22 protein-coding genes are annotated in these 23,556 nt (G+C 37.7%); 5 read left to right on the top strand and 17 right to left on the bottom strand.

The window, feature by feature from the left end:
- The 12 genes from Q0252_RS03925 to mraZ form a co-directional block, all read right to left on the bottom strand.
- A complete protein-coding gene (locus tag Q0252_RS03925) occupies positions 1-1,014 on the bottom strand; it encodes a cell division protein FtsQ (protein WP_297984015.1) in 1,014 nt (337 codons plus the stop codon).
- 92 nt (positions 1,015-1,106) lie between these two features.
- Positions 1,107-1,493, bottom strand: a complete 387-nt coding sequence (locus tag Q0252_RS03920) for a GxxExxY protein (protein ID WP_297984013.1) — start codon at positions 1,491-1,493, stop codon at positions 1,107-1,109.
- A gap of 70 nt (positions 1,494-1,563) precedes the next feature.
- A complete protein-coding gene (gene murC / locus Q0252_RS03915) occupies positions 1,564-2,919 on the bottom strand; it encodes a UDP-N-acetylmuramate--L-alanine ligase (protein WP_297984011.1) in 1,356 nt (451 codons plus the stop codon).
- A gap of 11 nt (positions 2,920-2,930) precedes the next feature.
- The gene (gene murG / locus Q0252_RS03910; RefSeq protein WP_297984010.1) at positions 2,931-4,049 is read right to left on the bottom strand and encodes an undecaprenyldiphospho-muramoylpentapeptide beta-N-acetylglucosaminyltransferase; all 1,119 of its coding nucleotides are present in this window, start codon (positions 4,047-4,049) and stop codon (positions 2,931-2,933) included.
- 54 nt (positions 4,050-4,103) lie between these two features.
- Complete coding sequence (locus tag Q0252_RS03905) at positions 4,104-5,345, bottom strand: FtsW/RodA/SpoVE family cell cycle protein (protein ID WP_297984008.1); 1,242 nt, start codon at positions 5,343-5,345, stop codon at positions 4,104-4,106.
- A gap of 38 nt (positions 5,346-5,383) precedes the next feature.
- Positions 5,384-6,709 (bottom strand): UDP-N-acetylmuramoyl-L-alanine--D-glutamate ligase, encoded by a 1,326-nt coding sequence (murD, locus tag Q0252_RS03900; protein WP_297984006.1) that lies wholly within the window; start codon positions 6,707-6,709, stop codon positions 5,384-5,386.
- A 66-nt stretch (positions 6,710-6,775) separates the two neighbouring features.
- On the bottom strand, positions 6,776-8,017 hold the full coding sequence (mraY, locus tag Q0252_RS03895; protein WP_297984004.1) for a phospho-N-acetylmuramoyl-pentapeptide-transferase: 1,242 nt from the start codon (positions 8,015-8,017) through the stop codon (positions 6,776-6,778).
- Between the two features lie 30 nt (positions 8,018-8,047).
- On the bottom strand, positions 8,048-9,508 hold the full coding sequence (locus Q0252_RS03890; protein ID WP_297984002.1) for a UDP-N-acetylmuramoyl-L-alanyl-D-glutamate--2,6-diaminopimelate ligase: 1,461 nt from the start codon (positions 9,506-9,508) through the stop codon (positions 8,048-8,050).
- A 155-nt stretch (positions 9,509-9,663) separates the two neighbouring features.
- Positions 9,664-11,655 carry a penicillin-binding transpeptidase domain-containing protein gene (locus Q0252_RS03885; protein WP_297984000.1) on the bottom strand — a complete coding sequence of 664 codons (1,992 nt, stop codon included), beginning with the start codon at positions 11,653-11,655 and terminating at the stop codon, positions 9,664-9,666.
- On the bottom strand, positions 11,639-12,004 hold the full coding sequence (locus tag Q0252_RS03880; protein WP_297983998.1) for an FtsL-like putative cell division protein: 366 nt from the start codon (positions 12,002-12,004) through the stop codon (positions 11,639-11,641). Before Q0252_RS03880 ends, Q0252_RS03885 begins: the two co-directional genes overlap by 17 nt.
- An 81-nt stretch (positions 12,005-12,085) precedes the next feature.
- The gene (gene rsmH, locus Q0252_RS03875) at positions 12,086-12,991 is read right to left on the bottom strand and encodes a 16S rRNA (cytosine(1402)-N(4))-methyltransferase RsmH (RefSeq protein ID WP_297983997.1); all 906 of its coding nucleotides are present in this window, start codon (positions 12,989-12,991) and stop codon (positions 12,086-12,088) included.
- A 14-nt stretch (positions 12,992-13,005) separates the two neighbouring features.
- Positions 13,006-13,467, bottom strand: a complete 462-nt coding sequence (gene mraZ, locus Q0252_RS03870) for a division/cell wall cluster transcriptional repressor MraZ (RefSeq protein WP_297983995.1) — start codon at positions 13,465-13,467, stop codon at positions 13,006-13,008.
- Between the two features lie 290 nt (positions 13,468-13,757).
- Here mraZ and Q0252_RS03865 point away from each other — a divergent pair, with 290 nt between their 5' ends.
- The 4 genes from Q0252_RS03865 to Q0252_RS03850 all read left to right on the top strand — a co-directional run bounded on the left by Q0252_RS03865 (position 13,758) and on the right by Q0252_RS03850 (position 16,248).
- Complete coding sequence (locus Q0252_RS03865; protein WP_297983993.1) at positions 13,758-14,519, top strand: alpha/beta hydrolase; 762 nt, start codon at positions 13,758-13,760, stop codon at positions 14,517-14,519.
- 93 nt (positions 14,520-14,612) lie between these two features.
- Positions 14,613-15,233 carry a ribosome biogenesis GTP-binding protein YihA/YsxC gene (gene yihA / locus Q0252_RS03860; RefSeq protein WP_297983991.1) on the top strand — a complete coding sequence of 207 codons (621 nt, stop codon included), beginning with the start codon at positions 14,613-14,615 and terminating at the stop codon, positions 15,231-15,233.
- Positions 15,233-15,682, top strand: coding sequence for a GNAT family N-acetyltransferase (locus tag Q0252_RS03855; RefSeq protein ID WP_297983989.1), 450 nt, complete (start codon positions 15,233-15,235; stop codon positions 15,680-15,682). The genes yihA and Q0252_RS03855 overlap by 1 nt, the downstream gene beginning before the upstream one ends.
- A 2-nt stretch (positions 15,683-15,684) precedes the next feature.
- The gene (locus Q0252_RS03850; protein WP_297983987.1) at positions 15,685-16,248 is read left to right on the top strand and encodes a DUF3267 domain-containing protein; all 564 of its coding nucleotides are present in this window, start codon (positions 15,685-15,687) and stop codon (positions 16,246-16,248) included.
- Between the two features lie 26 nt (positions 16,249-16,274).
- Here Q0252_RS03850 and msrA read toward each other — a convergent pair whose 3' ends face one another.
- From msrA to Q0252_RS03825, 5 genes are all read right to left on the bottom strand, one after another.
- Positions 16,275-16,922, bottom strand: a complete 648-nt coding sequence (gene msrA, locus Q0252_RS03845; protein WP_297983986.1) for a peptide-methionine (S)-S-oxide reductase MsrA — start codon at positions 16,920-16,922, stop codon at positions 16,275-16,277.
- 82 nt (positions 16,923-17,004) lie between these two features.
- Complete coding sequence (locus Q0252_RS03840; RefSeq protein WP_297983984.1) at positions 17,005-17,973, bottom strand: ROK family protein; 969 nt, start codon at positions 17,971-17,973, stop codon at positions 17,005-17,007.
- A 101-nt stretch (positions 17,974-18,074) separates the two neighbouring features.
- Positions 18,075-21,146 carry a preprotein translocase subunit SecA gene (gene secA / locus Q0252_RS03835; RefSeq protein WP_297983982.1) on the bottom strand — a complete coding sequence of 1,024 codons (3,072 nt, stop codon included), beginning with the start codon at positions 21,144-21,146 and terminating at the stop codon, positions 18,075-18,077.
- 109 nt (positions 21,147-21,255) lie between these two features.
- Complete coding sequence (locus tag Q0252_RS03830; RefSeq protein ID WP_002662059.1) at positions 21,256-21,477, bottom strand: DUF2795 domain-containing protein; 222 nt, start codon at positions 21,475-21,477, stop codon at positions 21,256-21,258.
- Positions 21,478-21,661: 184 nt separating this feature from the next.
- Positions 21,662-22,684 (bottom strand): GDP-mannose 4,6-dehydratase, encoded by a 1,023-nt coding sequence (locus tag Q0252_RS03825; protein WP_297983981.1) that lies wholly within the window; start codon positions 22,682-22,684, stop codon positions 21,662-21,664.
- Positions 22,685-22,749: 65 nt separating this feature from the next.
- On the opposite strand from Q0252_RS03825, the gene Q0252_RS03820 reads away from it, so the two are divergent.
- Positions 22,750-23,550: a DUF2797 domain-containing protein gene (locus tag Q0252_RS03820; RefSeq protein WP_297983979.1), complete on the top strand. Its 801-nt coding sequence runs from the start codon at positions 22,750-22,752 to the stop codon at positions 23,548-23,550.
- Positions 23,551-23,556: the final 6 nt, after the last annotated feature.

Here is a 23,556-nt window from a genome sequence, read left to right as displayed (position 1 = left end):
TTATTCTATTTTAACTTTTGCCTTGGGTTTTGTGATCGCAGGCTTTGTTGTGGTTTTAGCCTTTGTAGTTTCTTTTGGTTTTGAAGCTGTAGCTTTTGGTTGTTCAGCGGGCTTCTTTAGCTTTGTTGTGACTTTAGGTTTCTCCTTTGGTTTGCTTTCCGTTTTTTTGGGAGTTTCCTTTTTTACAACTGTTTTGTTGACACTGGCTTCGGCTAAAGCTTTTTTCTTTGCGATGACAGGTGCTTTTTCCAATTCTTTTTGTCCTACTGCCAAAACACTGTCGTTTTCTTCAAAATTAGGGTTCAGTGTTGTAACGATCTGATTATCGTATCTCACCGAAACCTTCGAATATTTTGCAGGATTTTGATACACTAAAAATTTTTCAACAAATGCTTTGAAACCTTTTACTTTGAATTCAATATTATCCAAATCCCCAATTTCAACTTTGTAATTTCCATCGGTAGTAAGCAAATTGTAGCTTCCGTTTTCTTTTGAAATTCCGATGAAATATTTTTTACTGAAATCGTCTGCATCAATCTTCTTGACCAATTCCGCTAACTTGGTGTATTCGCTCTTTTTCACGTCGCCGGAAACCAACATACTTGGATGCGAATAGTTTTTCGAAATCGGGAATTCTACTCCCTTTTCATCTACATAAAAATCTTTCTCCTTATTATTCAGTCTGAAAATCGGAATTCTCTGTTTAATATCGAGATTCAGTTTTCCGTTTAAATTAAGGTAAACGTTGGCGCTGTCCACAGCAGGAAGCGCGTTCAGTTTTTTCTCCAAATCCGGAATACTGATGTCTCCAATTCTTTTTGTTGGGTTTGATTTTTTTACAATTTCGCGAACATCCTTTTCATCAATAAAATACACCGGCGTTTTGCTCTCCGTCATATTCACAGAAATATTTTCCAAAGATTTATTGTTGAATCTCTTCAATGAGAAACTCAGCAAAAATCCTAGGATGATTACCGTTACGAGTATTTTTAATATTCTGTACTTGTTCTTCATTTTTTAGAACATTGTTCTTTTATTTTATCGCAAAGAGCGCAATGAAAACTGATGTTTCTTTTGTTGTTCGCAAGGGCGCTTCGCTTAGCTATTTAATATTCTTTTAATCCGTTAACAACTCTTTTTACTCCGTTTTTGAAAAGTGGTGAATGAAAGTTCAATATCATTCCTAATTTCAGATTTGTAATTCTTAAATAATTCAATAGCTGAAAACAATAATAATCAAGTATTTCAGGAGTAGCCTTATTTTCTATAATTACTTTATCTTCAATCAACATATCAACTCTAAAAGCTTTCTCGATAACTAAATCTTCATAGTTTACCGAAATATCTTTCTGTCTCTCTACTTTTAATCCTTCTTTTTTTAATTCATACTCTAAACACTGTTCATAAACATTTTCATACAGCCCAACTCCGAGTTTGCGGTGAACTTTCATTCCGCAATCAAAAATAATTTTTGATATCTCGTTTTCTGTCATCCTTGCTGAACTTGTGCCTTGCGAACGAAAAATTCAATCTATTCAAATTTTGTCATTGCGCTCTTTGCGTTTAATTTTCACTCAACCAACTTACAATCGGGTCGTACAACGTATCGATGTTTCCTGCACCAACCGTGAGTAAAATGTCAAAATCTTTTTCTTTTATCTTATTAAAGGCGTCTCCCAATGTTGAAAGTTCCTTTTTATGGTGTTTCACTTGTTCTAAAAGCCATTCCGAGGTGATGCCCGGAAAGTTTTCCTGTAATTCTCTTGCCGGATAAATGTCCAAAAGCACTAATTCATCACTATTTTCGAGGCTGTTTGCAAAACCGTCCGCAAAATCTCTTGTTCTGCTGAACAAATGTGGCTGAAATGCCACCAATAATTTCTTTCCCGGATAAAAAGTTCTGATGGAACCAATTACGGCATTCAATTCTGTTGGATGATGCGCATAATCGTCGATATAGATTTTTCCGTTATCAAAGAAATGTTTGGTATATCTTCTTTTAATTCCTTTGAACGACGCAATAGCTTTTTTCAAAGTTTCAAAATCAACTCCCAATTCATGCAGAACAGCAATCGCCGCAGTTGCGTTTTCAACATTATGAATTCCCGGGATTTCCCACGCAAATTCTACCGTTTCTTCTCCTTTATGAAAATCGAACATCATCCAACCATCAATGATATGAAGGTTGTCCGAATAATAGTCCGCTTCTTCGTTTACTGCATACGTTTTACAAGGGCGGCCGATTTCAATACCTTTTCTAACAAAAAGTTGGTCGTTTTCCGGAACTAAATCTGCAAAATCTCTAAAGCCTTGCTCAATAGTGTCTTTATCTCCATAAATATCCAAATGGTCTGCATCTGTGGAAGTTATCACTGCCCAATCCGGAGAAAGATTAAGGAAACTTCTGTCATATTCATCCGCTTCTACCACCGAAATTTCGCTTCCGTTGAAAAGGAAATTCGATTTGAAATTTTCTGCAATTCCACCCAAGAAACATGAGAACGGAAGATTAGCTTCTTTGCACAAATGAGCTACCAAAGACGATGTTGTCGTCTTCCCGTGCGTTCCTGCAACTGCAATACATTCGGTATTCTCGGTAATCATTCCCAAAACTTTTGCGCGTTTCAGAACAGTGAATCCATTGTCGTTGAAATGATTCAGAATGTCGAGTTTTTTAATTGCCGGAGTGTAAATTACCAACGTATCTTCTGCAGCTAGAGCTGAAATTTTTTCGCTGACTGCATCTTCAAACGTAATATCAATTCCTTCTGATCTTAGGGCAGAAGTAAGCTTCGTTTCGGTTTTATCGTAACCTAAAACGTTTTTCCCGATGGAATGGAAGTAACGCGCCAAAGCCGACATCCCAATTCCGCCGATTCCTACGAAGTAGAAGTTTTGATATTTGTCCAAAGATTTCACCAATTCAGAGTTTAGGGTTTAAGGTTCAATATTTTTATAATTTCGTCTACAATTTCCTCGGTTGCTTTCGGTTTTGCGAAGAAATCCATGTTGGAAGACATTTCGTTTCTCAACGTTTCATTTTCGCAAATTTCGAGCAATGTTGGAAGAAATTTTTCTTTCATTTCGGTGTCCTTCACCATTCTTGCGGCATTTTTTTCAACCAAAGTCAGTGCATTTTTGGTTTGATGGTCTTCCGCTGCAAAAGGAAACGGAACCAAAAGCACCGGTTTTTTGGCCACACCCAATTCGGAAATCGCAATGGCTCCCGCTCTTGAAACAATTACGTCCGCAGCAGAATACGCTAAAGGCATATCGCTGATAAATTCCTGCAGTTTGATGTTAGGTGCTTCTACTTCGTTCAGCATGACACTTTTTGAAAGTTCGTTGTAATCTGTTTTTCCTGTTTGCCAGATTAACTGATAATCCTTTTCTAGAATGGTTTTCAGATTGTCTTTCCAGCCGTTGTTCAATGTTCTTGAACCCAAAGAACCTCCAACTGAAAGAATGGTTAATTTATCTTTATCAAGACCTAATTTTTCCTTTGCCGAAGCAGAATCGATTAAGTCTGTAATGATATTTTTACGAATAGGGTTTCCAAGGAAGAACGTTTTTGTTCCGTTGAAAAATTTCTCCATATTCGGATATGCCGTGAAAACTGCTTTTGCCTTTTTAGAAAGGAAAATATTGGTTTTTCCCGGCAAAGAGTTCTGCTCCTGAACAAAAATTGGAACGTTCTGTCTCGAAGCGATATACAAAGCCGGTCCACTTGCAAAACCTCCGGTTCCAATAGCTAAATCCGGTTTGAAATTTCCAATTACTTTTCTTGCTTTCAACAAACTAGAAATTACTTTGAAAGGCAGTTTAAAATTCGCCAACAAATTTCCTCTGTCGAAGCCGGCGATATTTAATCCCTCAATTTTAAATCCGGCTTGAGGAACTTTTTCCATCTCCATTTTTGCATTCGCACCGATGAACAAAAATTCTGCATGAGGAAATCTTTTCTGAATTTCCTGCGCAATTGCAACAGCCGGGAAGATGTGTCCACCTGTTCCGCCGCCGCTCATTAATATTCTTAATTTTTTGCTCATTTTTTTTATCGTAACACGCGATAAATCGCGTCTCTACATTGTTTGCTATCGGTTTTAAGCGATATCGTTTATTTCTTCAATATTTTGTTTTTTGCCCATTCCTTCTTCATCATAAACCTGAATTCTCGAGCTTACATTTAATATAATTCCGAGTTGGAAATACGTTACCAACATCGAAGTTCCACCGTAACTGATTAGCGGTAAAGGCTGTCCCGTTACGGGAATCAAATTGACAGCAACGGCAATGTTGACAGCCAACTGAACGAAAATCATCATTCCCATCGAAAGCACGAGCAACGATCCGAAAAATGCAGGCATTTTACTCGCTATCATTACAATTCTGATGATCATGATCAGGTATAAAATAATCAGGAAAAAGGCTCCTACAAATCCATATTCTTCTACGATGATGGCGAAAATAAAATCGGATGCAGATTGCGGAAGCATTTGTTTTAAAGCAGATTTTCCAGGTCCCATTCCGGTAATTCCACCATGAACAATGGCTGCCTTTGCCTGCATCACCTGATAATTTTTGGCCTTCATGCTTTCGTCCTCCATAACATCGGCAGTTTTAGTCTTCGCCGTTGTAAACGTTTCAATACGGCTCATCCAAGTGTGAACACGGTTTCCGCCGATTAAATTCGTATTTAACGCAACAACTAAAAACAGTACAATTGCTACAGCGGAAGTCGAAATAAACCCAGCAATATATTTCCAGTTGAGCTGACCGATGATTAAAACGGCAACAGAAACCATCAAAATCATCAATGCTGTAGAACCGTTGTCTTTTGCCACCAGAATAAAAACTACGAAAATTGGCCCGAAAATGTACAGGATGTTCTCTATTGGAAGTCTTTCACGGTTGATTTTTTTTGTTAAATATCTACAGAGATAAATAATCAATGTTAAATACGCGAACGACGATGGCTGGAACGAAAACGGCGTTCCCGGAATTTTTAACCAACGCGAAGCACTTGCTCCATCAATGGTTTGTCCGGAAAACATCGTCACTCCAAGCAAAAGAATGGACACTCCGAGCAAAATAGCGCTCAGTTTTCCGATATGCTCGTACTTCACAAATCCTACAGCTCTCATTACTCCCAAACCAAGAAGTACAAAGAACATGTGCTTCATCACGTGACCGGTAGTTGTTCCGTTGTTCACAATATATTCCAAGTTCGAACTTGCGGAATATACCGGGAAAATGGAGAACACTGAAATCAAAATGATGACAATCCAAAGGACTTTGTCGCCTTTCAGATATTCAAATTTGTCTTCCTGATATTGATCGTTCATATTTTTTTACTGTTTGTTGGACAAATCACGATTTGTCCCTACTTTAAAACTTCTGCTTTAAATTTTTCTCCTCGCTCTTCATAATTTTTAAACAAATCGAAGCTCGCGCAACACGGTGAAAGCAAAACAGTGTCGCCTTTTTCTGAAATTCCTTTCGAAATTTTCACGGCTTCTTCCATGCTCGATGTGTCATAAATAAAATCTTTTTTGTCTTTGAAAAAATCAATAATCTTTTGATTATCAAGACCAAGACAAACAATTGCCTTTACTTTTTTCTTTACCAAATCTTCGATTTCGGTATAATCATTTCCTTTATCAACGCCGCCAACAATCCAAACGGTCGGTGTTTTCATACTCTCCAATGCGTAATAAGCTGCATTAACATTGGTTGCTTTACTGTCGTTGATGAATTTTACGCCATCGATTTCTGCAACCTGCTCCAATCTGTGTTCTACCGCCTGAAAAGTCATCAAAGAATTTCTAATACTTTCATTGCTGATTTTCAAAATTTTACCAGCAATTGAAGCTGCCAAACTGTTCGCAACATTATGGTTTCCAACCAAAGAAAGTTCATCCACATTCATCGAAAATTCATCCGCAAGTTTTACGATTAACTTTCCTCCGCTGAAATAACCTCCTTCTTTTACCTTTTCTTTTAGTGAAAAAGGAACTTTTTTAGCATTAATTTCCAGCTTTTCCAGGAGGTTCATGCTCATTTCATCATCGCGGTTGTAGATAAAATAATTATCGTTCTCCTGGTTTTCGGCAATTCTGAATTTCGCTAAAGCGTACTCTTCATAATTGTAATTGTACTGGTCCAAATGGTCCTGACTTAAATTCAACAACAAAGAAATATAAGGTCTAAAATTCTGAATATCATCTAGTTGGAAAGAGCTCACCTCCAAAACATAATACTCAAAGTTTTCGTCCGCCACCTGTTTCGCAAAACTTTGACCGATGTTTCCGCCTAATCCAACACTTAAGTCATCATTCTTCAAAATGTGATAAATTAAAGAAGTTGTGGTTGTTTTTCCGTTGCTGCCGGTAATTGCAATAATTTTTGCGTTGGTAAACTCAGAAGCAAATTCAATTTCAGAGGAAATACGGATTCCTTTCTGATTAATCTTATAAATAATATCGGCTTTTTTAGGAATTCCCGGCGATTTGATAACCCAATCTGCAGCCAAAATTCTTTCTTCATCGTGGTTTCCTTCTTCATACGCAATTCCGGCTTCGTCCAAAAGGTTTTTGTAGTTCTCCTTGATCAAACCTTTGTCCGACAGAAAAACATCCAGCCCTTTTTTCTTAGCCAGATAAGCTGCTCCGTAACCGCTTTCTCCTCCTCCTAAAACAACAATTTTCATATTTTTTGTAAAATGTATTCAAGTAAAATGTACAATGTACTTTCAGACATTATACTTTTTACAATTCTATCTAACTTTCAGCGTAATCAAACAGATAATGGCGAACAAAACACCGATAATGACCATTCTGTTTACGATTTTACTTTCATGATATCCTTCCTTCTGATAATGATGGTGAAGTGGTGACATCTTGAACAATCTGTTATTTTGGGCATATTCCAACCCGTATCTTTTCTTTCTGTATTTGAAAACCGCTACCTGAAGCATCACAGAAATATTTTCGACCAAGAAAATTCCGCACAACACAGGAATCATCAATTCTTTTCTTAAAATAATCGCCAAAACTGCAATAACTCCACCCAACATCAAACTTCCGGTATCGCCCATAAAAACTTGCGCAGGATACGTGTTGTACCAGAAAAATCCGATGGTTGCACCAATTAATGCGAGTGCAAAAATGGTAGCTTCACCCATATTCGGAAGGAACATAATGTTAAGATAATCAGCGAAAATAATGTTCCCGGAAACATAAGCGAAAAATGCGAGCGCCAACAATATGACGACACTTGTTCCGGCTGCGAGACCATCAATTCCGTCTGTAATATTCGCACCGTTTGATACGGCTGTAACGATGAAAATGACGATTGGAATAAAAATCATCCAAGCATATTCATGCGCTTTTTCGGGAGTCATCCAGAATAAAATCCCGCTGTAATCAAACTCGTTATTTTTCACGAACGGAACTGTAGAAACGGTTGCTTTTTCAGTAGGCATGAAGTTTTGTTCCACATTATTTCTGTTCACTATCGTCGCGTCAGAATATTTTCTTTTTACCGTAATATCGGGATGAAAATACATGGTAATTCCCACGATTAAACCAAGACCAACCTGACCGATAATTTTGAATTTACCGCTCAAACCGTCTTTATTTTTCTTGATTTTTTTGAGATAATCGTCGATAAAACCAATCGCTCCCATCCAAACCACAGAAATAATCAGCAATAAAATGTACACATTACCAATTCTTGTAAATAGCAAAACAGGAATTAAAGTCGCCAAAATGATGATTAAACCTCCCATTGTTGGCGTTCCTTCTTTTTGCTTTTGTCCTTCCAAACCAAGGTCGCGCACCAATTCTCCCATTTGTTGGTTTCGGAGATAACTGATGATTCTTTTCCCGTAAATCAATGCAATAACTAACGACAACAAAACCGCCATCGCAGCTCGGAATGAAATGTATCTGAAAAGATTCAGTCCCGGAATGTGGATTCCCTGGCTTGTGAGATATTCGTAAAGGTAATATAACATCTTTTTCTTCTTTTAAATTCAAACTAATGTCTATTTCGACATCATTTTATAGAGTTCCACAATGGTTTCCTTATCATCGAAATGATGTTTTACACCGTTGATTTCCTGGTAATTTTCGTGTCCTTTTCCGGCAACGAGAATTATATCTTTCGGTTCGGCAAATTTTATTGCCATCTTTATTGCTTCTTTTCTGTCGGGAATTGAAGTGTATTTGCTGAAGTTTTGAGGTTCTACACCTGCTTCAATTTCCTTAATAATTGCTCCCGGTTCTTCCGTTCTCGGGTTATCGGAAGTGATAATCGCTAAAGTGGATTTCCGTGTCGCTATTTTTCCCATTTCCGGGCGTTTTGCGTGGTCTCTGTCGCCACCGCAACCGAAAACGGTAATTAATCTTTCGTTTTTTGTACGTATTTCGTTGATGGAATCCAAAATATTTTCCAACGCATCCGGCGTGTGTGCATAATCTACGATGAAGAAAATTCCACCATCGGATTTCATCGTTTCGAAGCGTCCTTTCACACGCTGTAGTTTTGAAATCGCCTGCAAAACATCTTCTTCATGAAAACCACATTCTACCGCAACTGCATAAGCCAAAAGCAAATTATAGACATTGAATTTCCCTGTTAAAGCCGTCCAGAATTCTTTGTTATTGAAATTCAGCAACATCCCGTTGAAATCTGCTTCCAGAATTTTTCCGTGGTAGTTTGCCAAAGTTTTCAGCGCGTAGGTTTTCTTCGAAGCTTTACAGTTCTGAAGCATTACGTTTCCGTTTTTGTCGTCGATATTCGTGATCGCGATGGCTTCGGAAGTCAGTTCATCAAAGAATCTTTTTTTGGTTTTCAGATATTCATCAAAGGTTTTGTGGTAATCCAAATGGTCGTGCGTGATATTGGTAAATCCAGCCACTTTGAAATGTAAACCTTCGGTTCTGTTCTGATGAATTCCGTGCGAAGAAACTTCCATGAAAGCGTATTGACAACCCATTTCAACCGCTTTTGCAAGCATTTGATTCAGACGAATCACGTCCGGAGTTGTATGCGTTGATGGAATAACCTCATCTCCAATCCTGTATTCAACCGTAGAAATCAAGGCAGATTGAAATCCTAAATTTTTGAAAATATCAAAAAGCAAAGTCGTTGTCGAAGTTTTTCCGTTGGTTCCGGTAATTCCGATTAAATCTAGTTTTTCGGAAGGGTTTCCATAGAAATTTGAAGCCAGCTGACCTAAAGTTTTCGATGAATCTTTCACTTTGATGTAAGTGATGTTTTCATTTAAAGTTTCAGGCAAATCTTCGCAAACAATAACGGTTGCTCCTTTTTCAACAGAAGAATTAATAAAAGAATGCCCATCCGAAACAGTGCCTTTCACAGCAACATACAGCGAATTTTCCACAGCTTTTCGGCTATCGAAAACGATTTCTGAAACTTCACGGTTTTGATTTCCGTAGGTTTCGAGAACGGGGATTCTGTTTAATAATTCCTGCAACTGCATTTTACCAATATGTCGTCGCTCTGCGACTTCCTTTATTATTTTCTATTTATTTTCTACCAATATTTCGTCGCGCTGCCACTTTCCAATTGTGAATTCAATCAACATTTTAGTCGCTCTGCGACTTATTTGAACGCGTCAAAGGCACGTACCTACAATTAATTTTGCAACGTCAGATAAATTCTCTGATTTTTACCAATGACCGTTCCTTCCAGAGGAAACTGTTCGCGGATTTTCCCTACTCCTTTAAAATCAACTCTATATCCTAAATTCTCCAGCTGCGGAATTACGTTTTTACCAATCAAACCAACAACATTGGGCATTTGCTTAGCGTTAACTGCAATTTTTACATTCGGTTCCACCATTTTGCTCAAATCCACTTTCTTTTCCACCAACATTTCCTTTTCGACATTTTGTGGTGTTTTTAGGAAAGTTTTTCCTGCAATTTCCTTGAATACAGGAGCTGCAACAGTTGCTCCGTAGAATCCTTTGGAAACATCCGGTTCGCTTACCATTACATAACAGGTATATTTTGGATTGTCTGCGGGATAAAATCCTGCAAACGATGCGCGGTATTTTCTTGGGCCCGGTTTCCAATATTCAAATCTTGCGGTTCCGGTTTTTCCTGCCATTTTCAAGTTTGGTGTGAAAATACTTTTCGCAGTTCCTTTTTCAACGGCTTTCGTTAAAGCGTGTGTCATCATCGAAATTGCTTCGGTTGATGCCATTTTATTCACTAATACTTCCGGTTTTGCTTCGTAAATTAACTGGCCGTCTTTCATTATTTTATCAATGAAAAGCGGTTTCAGCATTTTTCCTTTGTTTGCAATTCCGTTATAGAAAGTTGTTAGCTGCAACAAATTAAAATTGGTTGAATATCCGTATGAAATTGAAGCTAAAGTCGCAGCATTCCATCTTGAGTGTTCAGGAGTATAAACAAACGGTTTTGTAATTCCCGGAAGCTCGATATCCATTTTATCAAACATTTTCCAGCGTTTCAGATGGTCTAAAAACACTTGCGGTTTGTCTGCATAATATTTAGTTATCAGCTTTGCTGTACCAACATTGCTCGATTTTGCCAAAACATCACTGATTTCGTAAGTTCCACCACCGTGGCCGTCTGTAATCAACTGTCCGCCGTAATTCCAGTTGCCATTTCCAACATTTACGGTTGTATTTTCATCAATAAAACCATCGTCCATCGCAGCCAAAAGCGACACTGTTTTGAAGGTTGAACCCGGTTCAATTCCGTCTTTCAAAGCATAGTTATAAGCATCAACATAAATTCCGGGTTCGGTACGTCGAAGATTGACCATCGCTTTTACTTTTCCGGTAGCGGTTTCCATCACCACAACGCATCCGTGTTCAGCATCAAAATTCACCAACTGTTTTTCCAGTGCAGAATTTGCAATATCCTGAATTCTTAAATCAATCGTAGTATAAACATCCTGTCCGTCAACAGGCTCCTGAACTTTCCAGTAATCAATTGGTTTCCACTGACTTGAATTAATTCTTTGCTCCAAACGTTTTCCATCTGTTCCGCTCAAATATTTTGAAAAAGCAGCTTCCAAACCGGATTTTCCTCGATGGTCGTCCATACCAATCGTTCCAGCTCCGATTTCTGTGGTTGCGAGTTCACGCTTATAATTTCTGTCCACAATAAAACCTCCTTTGTTTTTTCCTTTTTCGAAAATCGGAAATTTGCGAATTCTATCGTATTGGTCGAAATCCAGACCTTTAATTAAAGAGAAATATTGGTTTTTATTTTTTTTATTCGTATCGAATTTTGCACGGAAATAACTTCTCGGCTTCCCGAACATTTTGCTCAAAGAATCCGTTAAAGCACCAATATTATTGCTGTAAACCGTGTCTTTTATCGTTTTGAAATCAATAAAAATATCATAACGCATCACCGTTGTTGCTAAAATAGAACCATCGGCTGCATAAAGATTTCCTCTTGCGGCTTTCAGTGTAGCTTCGCGGTAATTTTTGCTGATATAATCTTCACGAATTTCCTTTACATTGGTGTTTTGAAGAATAAGAATTCTCCCGAGAAAAATTAAAAACAGCATGAAGGCAAACCCTGCGAAAAGGTAGCCCCATCTCAACGTTTTTTTACGTTTTACATCGTATTCATTTTGAACCGCCATCTGTGCTGTCTAATTTTATCAAAAGTTTATGCGGATGATTTTCGAGGGTCATTAAAGAGTCTCCAATCATTTCTTTTCCTAATTCGGATTCCATTTTTACTTTAATCAATCGGCTTTGCGCGAAAGCATTTCTCGATTTGTATTCTTCGGTCTGTTCTTTCAGGTCATTAACGATTTCGATTTTTTGGTTCACCAAGTGGTTACTGTAAATCATCATCATCATCAATACAAAAAGCAGCAAAAAATACCGGTAATGGTTTTTTATTTCGTCCCGGTTCAGAAAGTTTCCTTTCACAATATCTATGAAAGTGAGTTTTTTCTTCGGTTTGTATGTTACTTTTTTTGCCAATTTATTTGTCAATCATTTTATTGTGAATTTGCTTCCCTCGTTAATGGTCAATTTTCAAATTCGCCATTCACGTTTCACCATTCACACTTTTATTCCCACTCTCATTTTCGCGCTTCTTGCTCGCGAATTTTCCTCTATTTCTGCATCATCCGGAATAATTGCTTTGCTTTTTAATAATTCGAAAGCTTTTGCATAATTTCCGTAGATGTCTCTTTCCGGTTCTCCTTCGAACATTCCGTTTTTCAAAAATCTTTTTACCAAACGGTCTTCCAAAGAGTGATAAGAAATAACGACAAGCCTTCCTTCCGATTTTAAAATTTTATAAGCCTGAACCAACATTTCTTTCAAAACTTCAAGCTCCTGATTCACCTCAATGCGAATCGCCTGAAAGACCTGAGCGAAAAATTTGTTCTGCTTATGCGGCGGAATGTAGCTGAAAAGTTTCTTCAGGTCTTCGGTGGTTTCAATTTTTTTTGATTTTCTGTGATGAACAATTTCTCTCGCTAATTTTCGAGCTTCGCGAAGTTCGCCGTAGTGATAAAAAATATCCGCCAAATGTTCCTCTTCATAATCGTTCACCACTTTTTTGGCGTCGAGATGTTGCATTACATTCATCCTCATATCCAAAGGAGCATTGCTTCTTGTTGAAAAACCACGTTCTGCTTCATCAAACTGATGAGAAGAAACACCCAAATCTCCCAAAACACCATCAACCTGATTTACACCATACATCAACAAAGAGTTTTCAAGAAATCTGAAATTCTGATTGATTAATGTAAATCTTGGGTCGTCTATTGTATTATTCAACGCATCAAGGTCTTGGTCGAAGCTGTAAAGCTTTCCTTTGTCTGAAAGTCTTTTCAGAATTTCTCGGGAATGTCCTCCTCCACCGAAAGTAACATCCACATAAATTCCGTCGGGATTCGTCACCAAATCGTCCACACTCTGTTTGAGCAAAACCGGGTTATGATATTCTACGTTGTTCAACTTTCAATAAATTTTTATTCACCAAAATTAATGTCGCCCATCACATCTTCAGAAAGCTGTGCGAAATCGGCTTCATTGGTTTTGATATTTTCTTCATATGCGTCTTTATCCCAAATTTCAAAGAAATCTCCGGCTCCGGAAATCACAATTTCCTTATCGAGACCTGCGAAAATTTTTAAATCTTTTGGAATGAGGATTCTCTCCGCTTTGTCGAGCTCTACAGTTTTTACTCCAGCAGTAAACTGACGGATAAATTCTGTATTTTTCTTTACAAAACGGTTTAGTCCGTTAATTTTTTCCATGAGCTTTTCCCAAGGTTTCATCGGGTACACTTCAAGGCATTTCTGAAACACAGCACGCTTCACCACAAACTCGTTGCCGGCGAATTTTTCCATGTGCTTAACCAATGACGATGGCAACTTCAACCTGCCTTTGTCATCAATTTTACACTCGTATGTTTCAAAAAAATAATTCATTTGGGACAAATGTAAAAATTAATTTCCAAAGTTTCCCACTTTTTCCCACTTTTTGACTTAATGTTAATAAGTTTTGAATTAAACCCTTAAAACATTGATTAAAAATGAGTTAAAGAAGCCATTTTAAAATTGGAAAATTTGCAAGTAAATTGAAAATATAGCCAATATTTTGCACCACCTTTTAATGAGAAAATGAAATTATAGAATTCATAAAAAAAGTTCTAAAATTGGTCTTAAGGTATTGTATATTGTGCTTTATTTGTACTTTTGCAGGTACGACATTATATTTTATGTTATTTAAAACGAAAAAAGCGAGCAAGTACGATTATATAGAAGAAGGCGAAGGTCATCCGATTGTTCTTTTACAGGGACTAATGGGTGGTTTAAGCAACTTCAACCTTTTAATTAATTACTTTTCGTCGCGTGGATATAAAGTTTACTTTCCGCATCTTCCGGTTTACGATTTACCCGTTCTGAACACCAACTTGACGTCTTTGGCAAAGTTTGTGGCAAAATTTATTGAAGATGTGGTGAAGGAACCGGCAACGATTGTTGGAAATTCGATGGGAGGTCATGTTGGATTAATTTTGACTATTTCCCGTCCTGATTTGGTGAAAAATCTGGTTCTTACAGGGAGTTCCGGTTTGTATGAAAGGTCTTTTGGGGACAGTTTCCCGAGAAAGAACGACCGTTCTTACATTCAGAAAAAAGCGGAAGAAGTTTTCTATGACCCAAAAGTGGCAACACAGGAATTGGTGAATGAAGTTTTCTCGGTGGTGAATGACCGAGGCAAAGGAATCAAGACCGTCATGTTGGCAAGAAGCGCCATTAAACACAATATGGAAAAGGAGCTTCACAAAATTATGCCACCAACCTGTATTATTTGGGGGAAACAGGACAATGTTACACCTCCTGAAGTGGCTATTGAAATGGACAGGCTTATCCCGAATTCGGATTTGTTCTGGATTGATCAGTGTGGACACGCTGCAATGATGGAAAAGCCAAATGAATTCAACCAAATTTTATTTGATTGGCTGAGTAAGACAAAATAATTTAACAGAAAATATTTTCTCGCAGATTAGACAAATTTTTGCAGATTTTTTTGATTTGCTCAAGCTGTTTAATCTGCGAGATTCTTTTTAGATATGGTAATAAAAACTGCAGAATTTGTAAAAAGCTCCGGAAGATGGCAGGACTGCCCTGAACCAACTTTACCGGAATATGCTTTTATCGGACGTTCGAACGTGGGGAAATCTTCGCTCATCAACGCAATGATGAACCGAAAAGATTTGGCAAAAACCTCACAAACACCTGGAAAAACGCAGCTCATTAACAATTTTTTGGTGAACGAAAATTGGTATCTTACCGATTTACCGGGTTATGGTTACGCCAAAGTTTCGAAAAGCACAAGAAAAGATTTCGAAAAGCTGATTACCAATTACATTCTGAACAGAAAAAACTTGGTAAATCTTTTCGTTTTGGTGGATTCCCGACACACGCCACAAAAAATTGATTTGGAATTTATGGAATGGTGTGGTGAAAACGGAGTTCCGTTCTCCATTGTTTTTACGAAAGCTGATAAACTAAAACCGAATGCTGCCGTTAAAAATGTAGAAAATTACAAATCTGAAATGATGAAAACCTGGGAAGGTTTGCCTGAAATGTATGTTACTTCCGCAGAGAAAAAAGAAGGCGGTGAAGAAATTCTGGGTTTTATTCAGACAACAAATGATTTTCTTGAAAAAAACAACGTCAATTTCGAGTAATGGAAGACCTCATTTGGAAAGTAAAATCGTTCGAAGAATTAACAACCAAAGAGCTCTACGGAATATTAAAAGTTAGGGTTGATGTTTTTGTTGTGGAACAAAACTGTCCTTATCCCGACCTTGATGGTTACGACCAAAAGGCAGTACATCTTTGGGCAGAAAAAAACGGAGAGGTTTTGGCATACTGCAGAGTTTTCTACAAAGGAATTAAATATCCTGAAACTTCGATTGGTCGTGTTCTTACCAATCAAAAATACAGAAATTTAAAACTGGGAAAAATTTTGATTCGTTTTGCTATAAATACGATCGAAGCAAGATTCCGAACTTCAGAAATCCGTATTTCGGCGCAGGATTATTTGCTGAAGTTCTATTCTGGTTTTGGCTTTGAATGTACCGGGAAAAAGTACTTGGAAGATGATATTCCGCATACGGAAATGATCAGAAAATAGATATGGATTTCGACAATTACATTAAAGAATTAAAAACAATTAATCTAGCAAAAGCTAATGTTGTTGCAATAGGATATCTAGTTGTTTTTGCTGTTTTATTTGGTTTCCTTTATTTTCTGGTATGGGGACCCGAATTCAAATCTTATTTTTTTAATTTTAAAAAGAAAGTTTTCCTGTTTATTCCTCTGTTGATGTTTTTCTTTGGAATAATTGTTCATGAATTGGTGCACGGAGTTTTCTTCGCCAAATTTGCTGAACACGGGTGGAAGTCAGTAAAATTTGGTGTTCTTTGGAAGATGTTGACGCCTTATGCACATTGTAAAGAGCCGCTAAAAATAAAACACTACAAAATTGCAGTTTTAGCGCCGTTGGTTTTGGTTGGACTTTTACCTGCTTTAGTGGGAGTTATTTTAGGAGATGCAATTCTGACAATTTTCGGAATTTTGATGAGCGGTAGTGCTGCTGGAGATATTATGATTTACAATATTATTAAAAAAGAAAATCCCGAAGATTACGTTCAGGACCATCCGAGTGAAGCAGGTTGCTGGATTTACAGAAAGAACTAAAAAAAGCGAAGAATTCTTCGCTTTTTTTAGTTTTCAGATTTCAGCATATTCAAATCTCCGAAGTGCTTTTTAAATTTCGCCACCTTCGGTCCTACAACTGCAGAACAGTAAGGTGTATTTGGATTTTCTAAATAATAACCTTGATGATACGTTTCAGCCGGCCAGAATTTTTCAAACTTTGTGAGTTCTGTTACCACTTTATCAGCATATTTCCCTGACGCGTTGATTTTAGCAATCGCTTCCTCGGCTTTCTGTTTTTCTGCATCAGTATTGTAATAAATTACTGAACGGTATTGCGTTCCGATATCGTTGCCCTGTCTGTTCAGCTGGGTTGGGTCGTGCAAAAAGAAGAATACTTCAAGTAACTGTTCATAAGAGATAACTGTTGGATCATAAGCTAATTGTACAACTTCTGCATGTCCCGTTTCGCCGGTGCAAACTTCTTCGTACGTTGGATTTTCTTTATGTCCTCCGGAATAACCTGAAACTGCTGCGTCAACACCTTTCAGCATATTAAAACAGCTTTCAACACACCAAAAACATCCTCCACCAAACGTAATATATTCCAAATTTTTGTTCTCCATTTTCTTTTCCTTTATCAATTCTTTTTTTGTTTCCTGTCCGTTACAGGAAATCACCATTAAACTTATCAAAAACAATAACAGGTTTTTCATTTCTGATTTTTCTGATACAATGTTACAAAAAAACGCACCAATTAAATGATGCGTTTGATGTATTTTATCTATAAATCATCAGTCATTTTTCCCATACCAATGCACTTGCACCCAAAATCGCAGCATCGGCTTCGTCCAATTCACTGAAAACCAGTTTCACTTTATTTCTAAAAATCGGAAGAAGGTTTCTTTCCATGTGAAGTTTAGTTGGTTTCAGAATAAAATCTCCAGCTTTAATCACACCACCAAAAAGCAAAATCGCTTCAGGCGAAGAGAACATGACAAAGTTGGCCAAAGCTTCACCTAATTTCTGTCCCGTATAACGGAAAACTTCAATAGCAGTTGGATCTCCTTTCAAAGCACATTCGTGTACGACTCTGGAATCTATTTCGTCTTCTGGATATTGGTTCAGCAAGGAATCGGGAAATTCTGCGCGCATTTTTTTTGCGGTAATGGAAATTCCTGTTGCCGAAGCATAGGCTTCTAAAGAACCTTCGGAACCTGTACTCCAATGCTTTCTTCCGCCCGGTTTTACAATGGTGTGTCCCAATTCTCCGGCGAAACCGTCGTGTCCGTAAACTAAATTTCCGCCGCAAACGATTCCACTTCCAACGCCTGTTCCTAAAGTAATCATGATGAAATCCTTCATTCCGCGAGCGGCGCCAAACATCATTTCTCCCAAAGCCGCAGCATTGGCGTCGTTGGTCATTTTACACGGGACACCAAATTTTTTGGTCATCATTTCCGCAAAAGGTACAACACCCTTCCAGCGAAGGTTTGGAGCCTGTTCAATGGTTCCGCTATAGTAGTTTGCATTGGGTGCTCCTACTCCAATTCCATCAAATGTTTTTTCGTTACAGTGGGTCTGTAATAATGGTGCAACATGATCGTAAAGTGCATCAATAAAATCTTCAACTTTTTCGTACTCATCAGTTCTGATACTTCCTTTTTCGAGCATTTCACCTCGATGGTTTACCAAACCGTATTTGGTATTGGTTCCACCGATATCCACACCAAGCGCAACCTGTTTTGACAAATCAATTAATGACATTTCAAAATATATTTAGTGAATAAAATTACAAAAATTAATATTAAATTCATAAAAAAACTTCCCCGAAATGAGGAAGTTTTACTATTAATTTGTTGTTTTTCTTATGCCGGGATTTCTCCTTTTGATAAGAATGAAACAATGTCTTTGTTTACTTTGTCCACCATTTCGCTGAACAGGTAGAAAGATTCTTGCTTGTAAATTACTAGTGGGTCTTTCTGCTCGTAAACAGCTCCCTGAGAAGAACGTCTTAAATCGTCCATTTCTCTTAGGTGTAATTTCCAGTTTTCATCGATAATGGCCAATGAAATATTCTTTTCGAAATCGTTTACCAAAGATTCGCAATGTGTTTCGTAAGCTTCTTTCAAATCGGTTACAATCGTCATTGTTTTATGACCGTCTGTAAACGGAACCTGAATCATCTTAAACATTGAACCTTGATTCTGATAAACGTTTTCGATAATAGGGAATGCCTTTTCCTTTAGCAAATCCAACTTCATTCTGTAATCTTCCTGCGCTTTTTTGAAAACGATATTCGTTAATTCCTGAACGGTTTTAGATTTAAAATCGTTTTCGGAAACCGGAGCTTCCATGGTGAAGAATTTGATGATTTCATATTCGAAATCTTTGTAATCTCCTTCCATTTTAGTTTTCGTTACAATCGCCTGAGAAACATCGAACAACATATTCATAATGTCGTATTTCAGGTGGTCTCCAAACAATGCGTTCTTTCTTCTTTTATAGATAACGTCACGCTGCTTGTTCATTACATCATCATATTCCAACAATCTTTTACGGATACCGAAGTTGTTTTCCTCTACTTTTTTCTGCGCTCTTTCAATAGACTTGGTAATCATCGAATGCTGAATAACTTCACCTTCTTTGTGTCCCATTCTGTCCATCATTTTCGCAATTCTTTCAGAACCGAAAAGACGCATCAAGTTATCTTCCAACGAAACGTAGAACTGAGAACTTCCCGGATCTCCCTGACGTCCTGCTCTACCACGTAACTGTCTGTCCACACGTCTGGAATCGTGTCTTTCTGTACCAATAATTGCCAAACCTCCTGCTTCTTTCACTCCGTCGCGTAATTTGATGTCGGTACCACGACCTGCCATGTTGGTTGCAATCGTTACAGCTCCCGGTCTTCCTGCTCCTGCAACAATTTCCGCTTCTTTAGCGTGAAGTTTTGCATTCAGAACCTGGTGCTGAATTTTTCTTAACTGTAACGCTCTGGAAAGCAACTGAGAAATTTCAACTGAAGTTGTACCAACCAACACAGGTCTTCCCTGAGCTGTTAGTTTTTCAATTTCTTCAATTACGGCGTTGTATTTTTCACGGTTGGTTTTGTACACCAAATCCTGTTTGTCTTCTCTTTGGATTGGTCTGTTGGTAGGAATTACCACAACATCCAATTTGTAAATCTGCCACAATTCGCCTGCTTCCGTTTCTGCAGTACCCGTCATTCCCGCCAATTTGTTGTACATACGGAAATAGTTCTGCAAAGTAATGGTTGCGAAAGTTTGAGTAGCAGCTTCAATTTTTACGCTTTCCTTAGCTTCAATCGCCTGGTGAAGACCGTCTGAATAACGTCTTCCTTCCATGATACGACCTGTTTGTTCGTCAACGATTTTTACTTCACCATCGATAACAACGTATTCGTCATCTTTTTCGAACAAAGTGTACGCTTTTAAAAGCTGGTTCATCGTGTGAACTCTTTCCGATTTTACGGCGAAATCGCTGAACAGTTTTTCTTTAGCTTCAAATTCTTCTTCTTTTGTTAAATTTTTAGCTTCCAATTCTGCAACCTCGGTTCCGATGTCCTGAAGAACGAAGAAATCTTTGTCTTCGTAACCTTGCGACATGTATTCAACACCTTTGTCGGTAAGGTCAATCTGATTATTTTTCTCGTCGATAACGAAATACAAATCCTTATCAACAATTGGCATATTACGGTTGTTGTCTGCCATATATTCTCCTTCAACTTTTTGAAGAAGTGCCCTCATTCCGTCTTCTGACAGGAATTTAATTAAGTTTTTAGATTTCGGTAAACCTCTATAAGCCTGAAGCAATTTAAATCCACCGTCTTTTTTGTTTCCTTGAGCAATCAATTTCTTTGCTTCGGAAAGAATAGATGAAACCGTTTTTTTCTGAACTTCAACAATTCTGTCCACCGAAGGTTTCAACGTATCAAATTCCTGCCGGTCGCCTTGTGGAACCGGTCCTGAAATAATCAAAGGTGTTCTTGCATCATCTACCAAAACAGAATCTACCTCATCCACGATGGCAAAGTTTAATTCTCCCTGAACCAATTCGTCCGGAGAAGTTACCATGTTGTCTCTTAGATAATCGAAACCAAATTCGTTGTTTGTTCCGTAAGTAATGCTCGATTGATATGCTTTTCTTCTTGAATCTGAATTCGGTTGGTGATTATCAATACAGTCAATCGTTAAACCATGGAATTGGTACAAAGGTCCCATCCAAGCAGAGTCTCTTTTCGCCAAATAATCGTTAACCGTAACAACGTGAACTCCACGTCCCGGAAGTGCGTTAAGATAAATTGGAAGTGTTCCAACCAAAGTTTTACCTTCACCGGTTGCCATTTCCGCAATTTTTCCGGAGTGAAGTACAACGCCACCGATGAACTGAACATCGTAATGAACCATGTCCCAAACCACATCACTTCCATGTGCGTTCCAGCGGTTTTTCCAAATTGCAGTATCGCCCTGCACCTCAACGAAATCTTTAGTTGAAGCAAGTTCTCTGTCCATTTCGGTTGCTGTTACCCGGATTTCACCATTTTGGGCAAGCCTTCTTGCGGTTTCTTTCACTAAAGCAAAAGCTTCAGGAAGAATTTCGTTCAGTACTTTTTCTTCGATTTGGTAAGAATCTTTTTTCAAAGCTTCAACTTTCGTGAAAAGCGCTTCTTTCTCATCAACATTAGAAGAGTTTTTGATTTGCTCTTTTGTTTGCTCTATCTGAGATGTAATATCAGCTGTAGCAGATTTAATTTTTTCTTTAAACTCTGCAGTTTTAGCACGCAAACCATCATCAGTAAGTTCCTGAATTTTTGGCTCTACGGCTTTAATTTTATTTACAACTTTTTTTACTTCTTTAAGGTCCGTCGCGTTTTTATCGCCCAAAAATCCTTTAAGAACTTTGTTTAAAAAACTCATATTTTTTTGCTTTCAGCTGTTGTATCATTACAACAGCATTGTTATCTGCTTTACAATTTATAAAAGACAAAAACAGCAGAAAGCAGACTGCTGATTGCCGACTGCTTTCTTAGTATTCGTCTTCGTTCCAAAGGAAATCTTCGTCCGTTGGATAATCGCTCCAAACCTCTTCGATAGACTCGTAAATTTCTCCTTCGTCTTCGATTGCCTGAAGGTTTTCCACCACTTCCATTGGCGCACCTGTACGGATGGCGTAATCAATAAGTTCCGCCTTTGTCATCGGCCATGGTGCATCACTTAAATAAGAAGCTAATTCTAGTGTCCAATACATAATAATAAATTTTTTGCAAAAGTAAAAAATTAGGTGAGATTACAAAGTTTTTTCTCACTGATTTTCAAATTTTTGTGTTAGATGTTGGGTGTTGGATGTTGGGTGATTTTTAGCTGCTTTTTTAGAAAAATCGGCGGGCTTTAATTTTCATCCATCATCTGACATCCGTCATCCTGATTTCGTCTCAGTTTCTCAAAAACCATTCCACAAACTTGTTTATGCCATTTTGGAAGTTGGTGGTAGGTTGATAACCGATAATAGATTTGGCTTTTGTAATATCTGCGTTGGTTTTAAAAACGTCTCCGGGTTGCATTGGAAGCGTGTTTCGGACAGATTTTTTGTCGAGGTTTTCTTCGATGATTCCGAGCATTTCGTTCAGATTGACCACTTCGCTTTCACCAAGGTTGATAATTTCGTAAATTTTATCGTTGTTTTCAAGGTATTGAATTGATTTCATGATTCCATCAATAATATCATCAATAAAAGTATAGTCCCGCGCTGTAGAACCGTCTCCATAGAAAGGAACTTCATTTCCGTCTGTAATAATTTTTGTGAATTTATGAATGGCCAAATCCGGTCTTTGTCTTGGTCCGTAAACGGTGAAAAACCTCAGCTGAATCATATCTATTCCATACAAATGATGGTAAACATGTCCCATAATTTCGCCGCATTTTTTTGTTGCTGCGTAAGGAGAAATCGGACGGTCAACATTGTCAGTTTCGGAAAAAGGAATTTTTTCATTATTTCCGTAAACACTTGAAGATGAAGCACAAACAAATTTTTTAATATTGAATTCCTTGCAGAGCTCCCACAAATTCATGCTTCCTTTGATGTTGACTTCTTCGTATTCCAAAGGTCTTTCGATCGATGGACGAACTCCGGCTAAAGCAGCGAGATGAATCACCATATCAATCTCATTTTGCTCAAAAATTTTAGCCAAACCATCTTTGTCGCGAATATCCTGAAAGTATAACTGATATTGGTCCGAAACCGTTTCTATTATGAGTTTCTGAATATCGGTTTCTTTTTCACGGAAAGAAAATTCCGGACTTTTTCCGACACTTTCTAGAGTGTTTCTGATTTTAATTTGATAACCGTAAAAATCATCAAAATTGTCAATATTAATGACAGAATGTCCGTTTTTCAGCAAAGCTTCAACAAGGTGCGAACCAATAAATCCACTTCCTCCGGTTACTAAATACTTCATCAGCGTTTTTTGAGAACACAAATTTATTAATTTCAAATCATTAATTTTACTTAAAATTATTCTACATGCTTTTCACAGGACAAATCCGCAAAATGGTTACCCAAAATGCAAAACCCATTCAGTATTACGCTAATTTTTCGGGCGATTTCATCAACATGAATCAGCTCATAGGCAAAAAACTGAAGTTTAAACACGTTGGTTACCAATGCATCAACTGTGGTAAAGACGAAAAAGTATTCCGAATGGGCTTCTGCAAAAAATGTTTTTTCGAAAGTCCTTATGCAAGCGAGACGATTATACGTCCTGAACTTTCCACGGCACATTTGGGAATTGAAGAGCGCGATTTGGAAGTGGAAAAACAAATTCAGTTGCAACCACATGTTGTCTATTTAGCTTACACAGGTGACGTGAAAGTAGGTGTGACGCGCGAAACACAGGTTCCGACAAGATGGATTGACCAAGGTGCAACTTTCGCTTTACCCATTGCCAAAACCGAAAACCGTTACGAAGCCGGAATGATAGAAGTGGCTCTGAAAGAACATCTTGCAGACAAAACCAATTACAAAAAAATGTTACAGGAACTCAGCGATGATTTTGAAGATGATGTGGATTTACAGGATTTTAGAAATAAAATTGAGCAGTATTTTCCTGATAATTTTAAAAATTTCTATTCTATGGAAGAAGAAATCGTACGTCTCGATTTTCCTTATGAAGCTCCCGAAAAAATTACCGCTTTTACACTCGATAAAAATCCTGAATTTGAAGGCGTTTTAACCGGAATTAAAGGACAATATCTTGCTTTTGAAGGCGGAAATGTAATGAATGTTAGAAATCATGAAGGTTATGTGGTGGAAATGGAGGTGTGATTTTTA

Source organism: uncultured Chryseobacterium sp. (assembly GCF_936933875.1).
Taxonomy (GTDB): Bacteria; Bacteroidota; Bacteroidia; order Flavobacteriales; family Weeksellaceae; genus CAKZIK01.
Note: the sequence above shows the minus strand (reverse complement) of the source record. Positions and strands in the feature narration are given on the sequence as shown.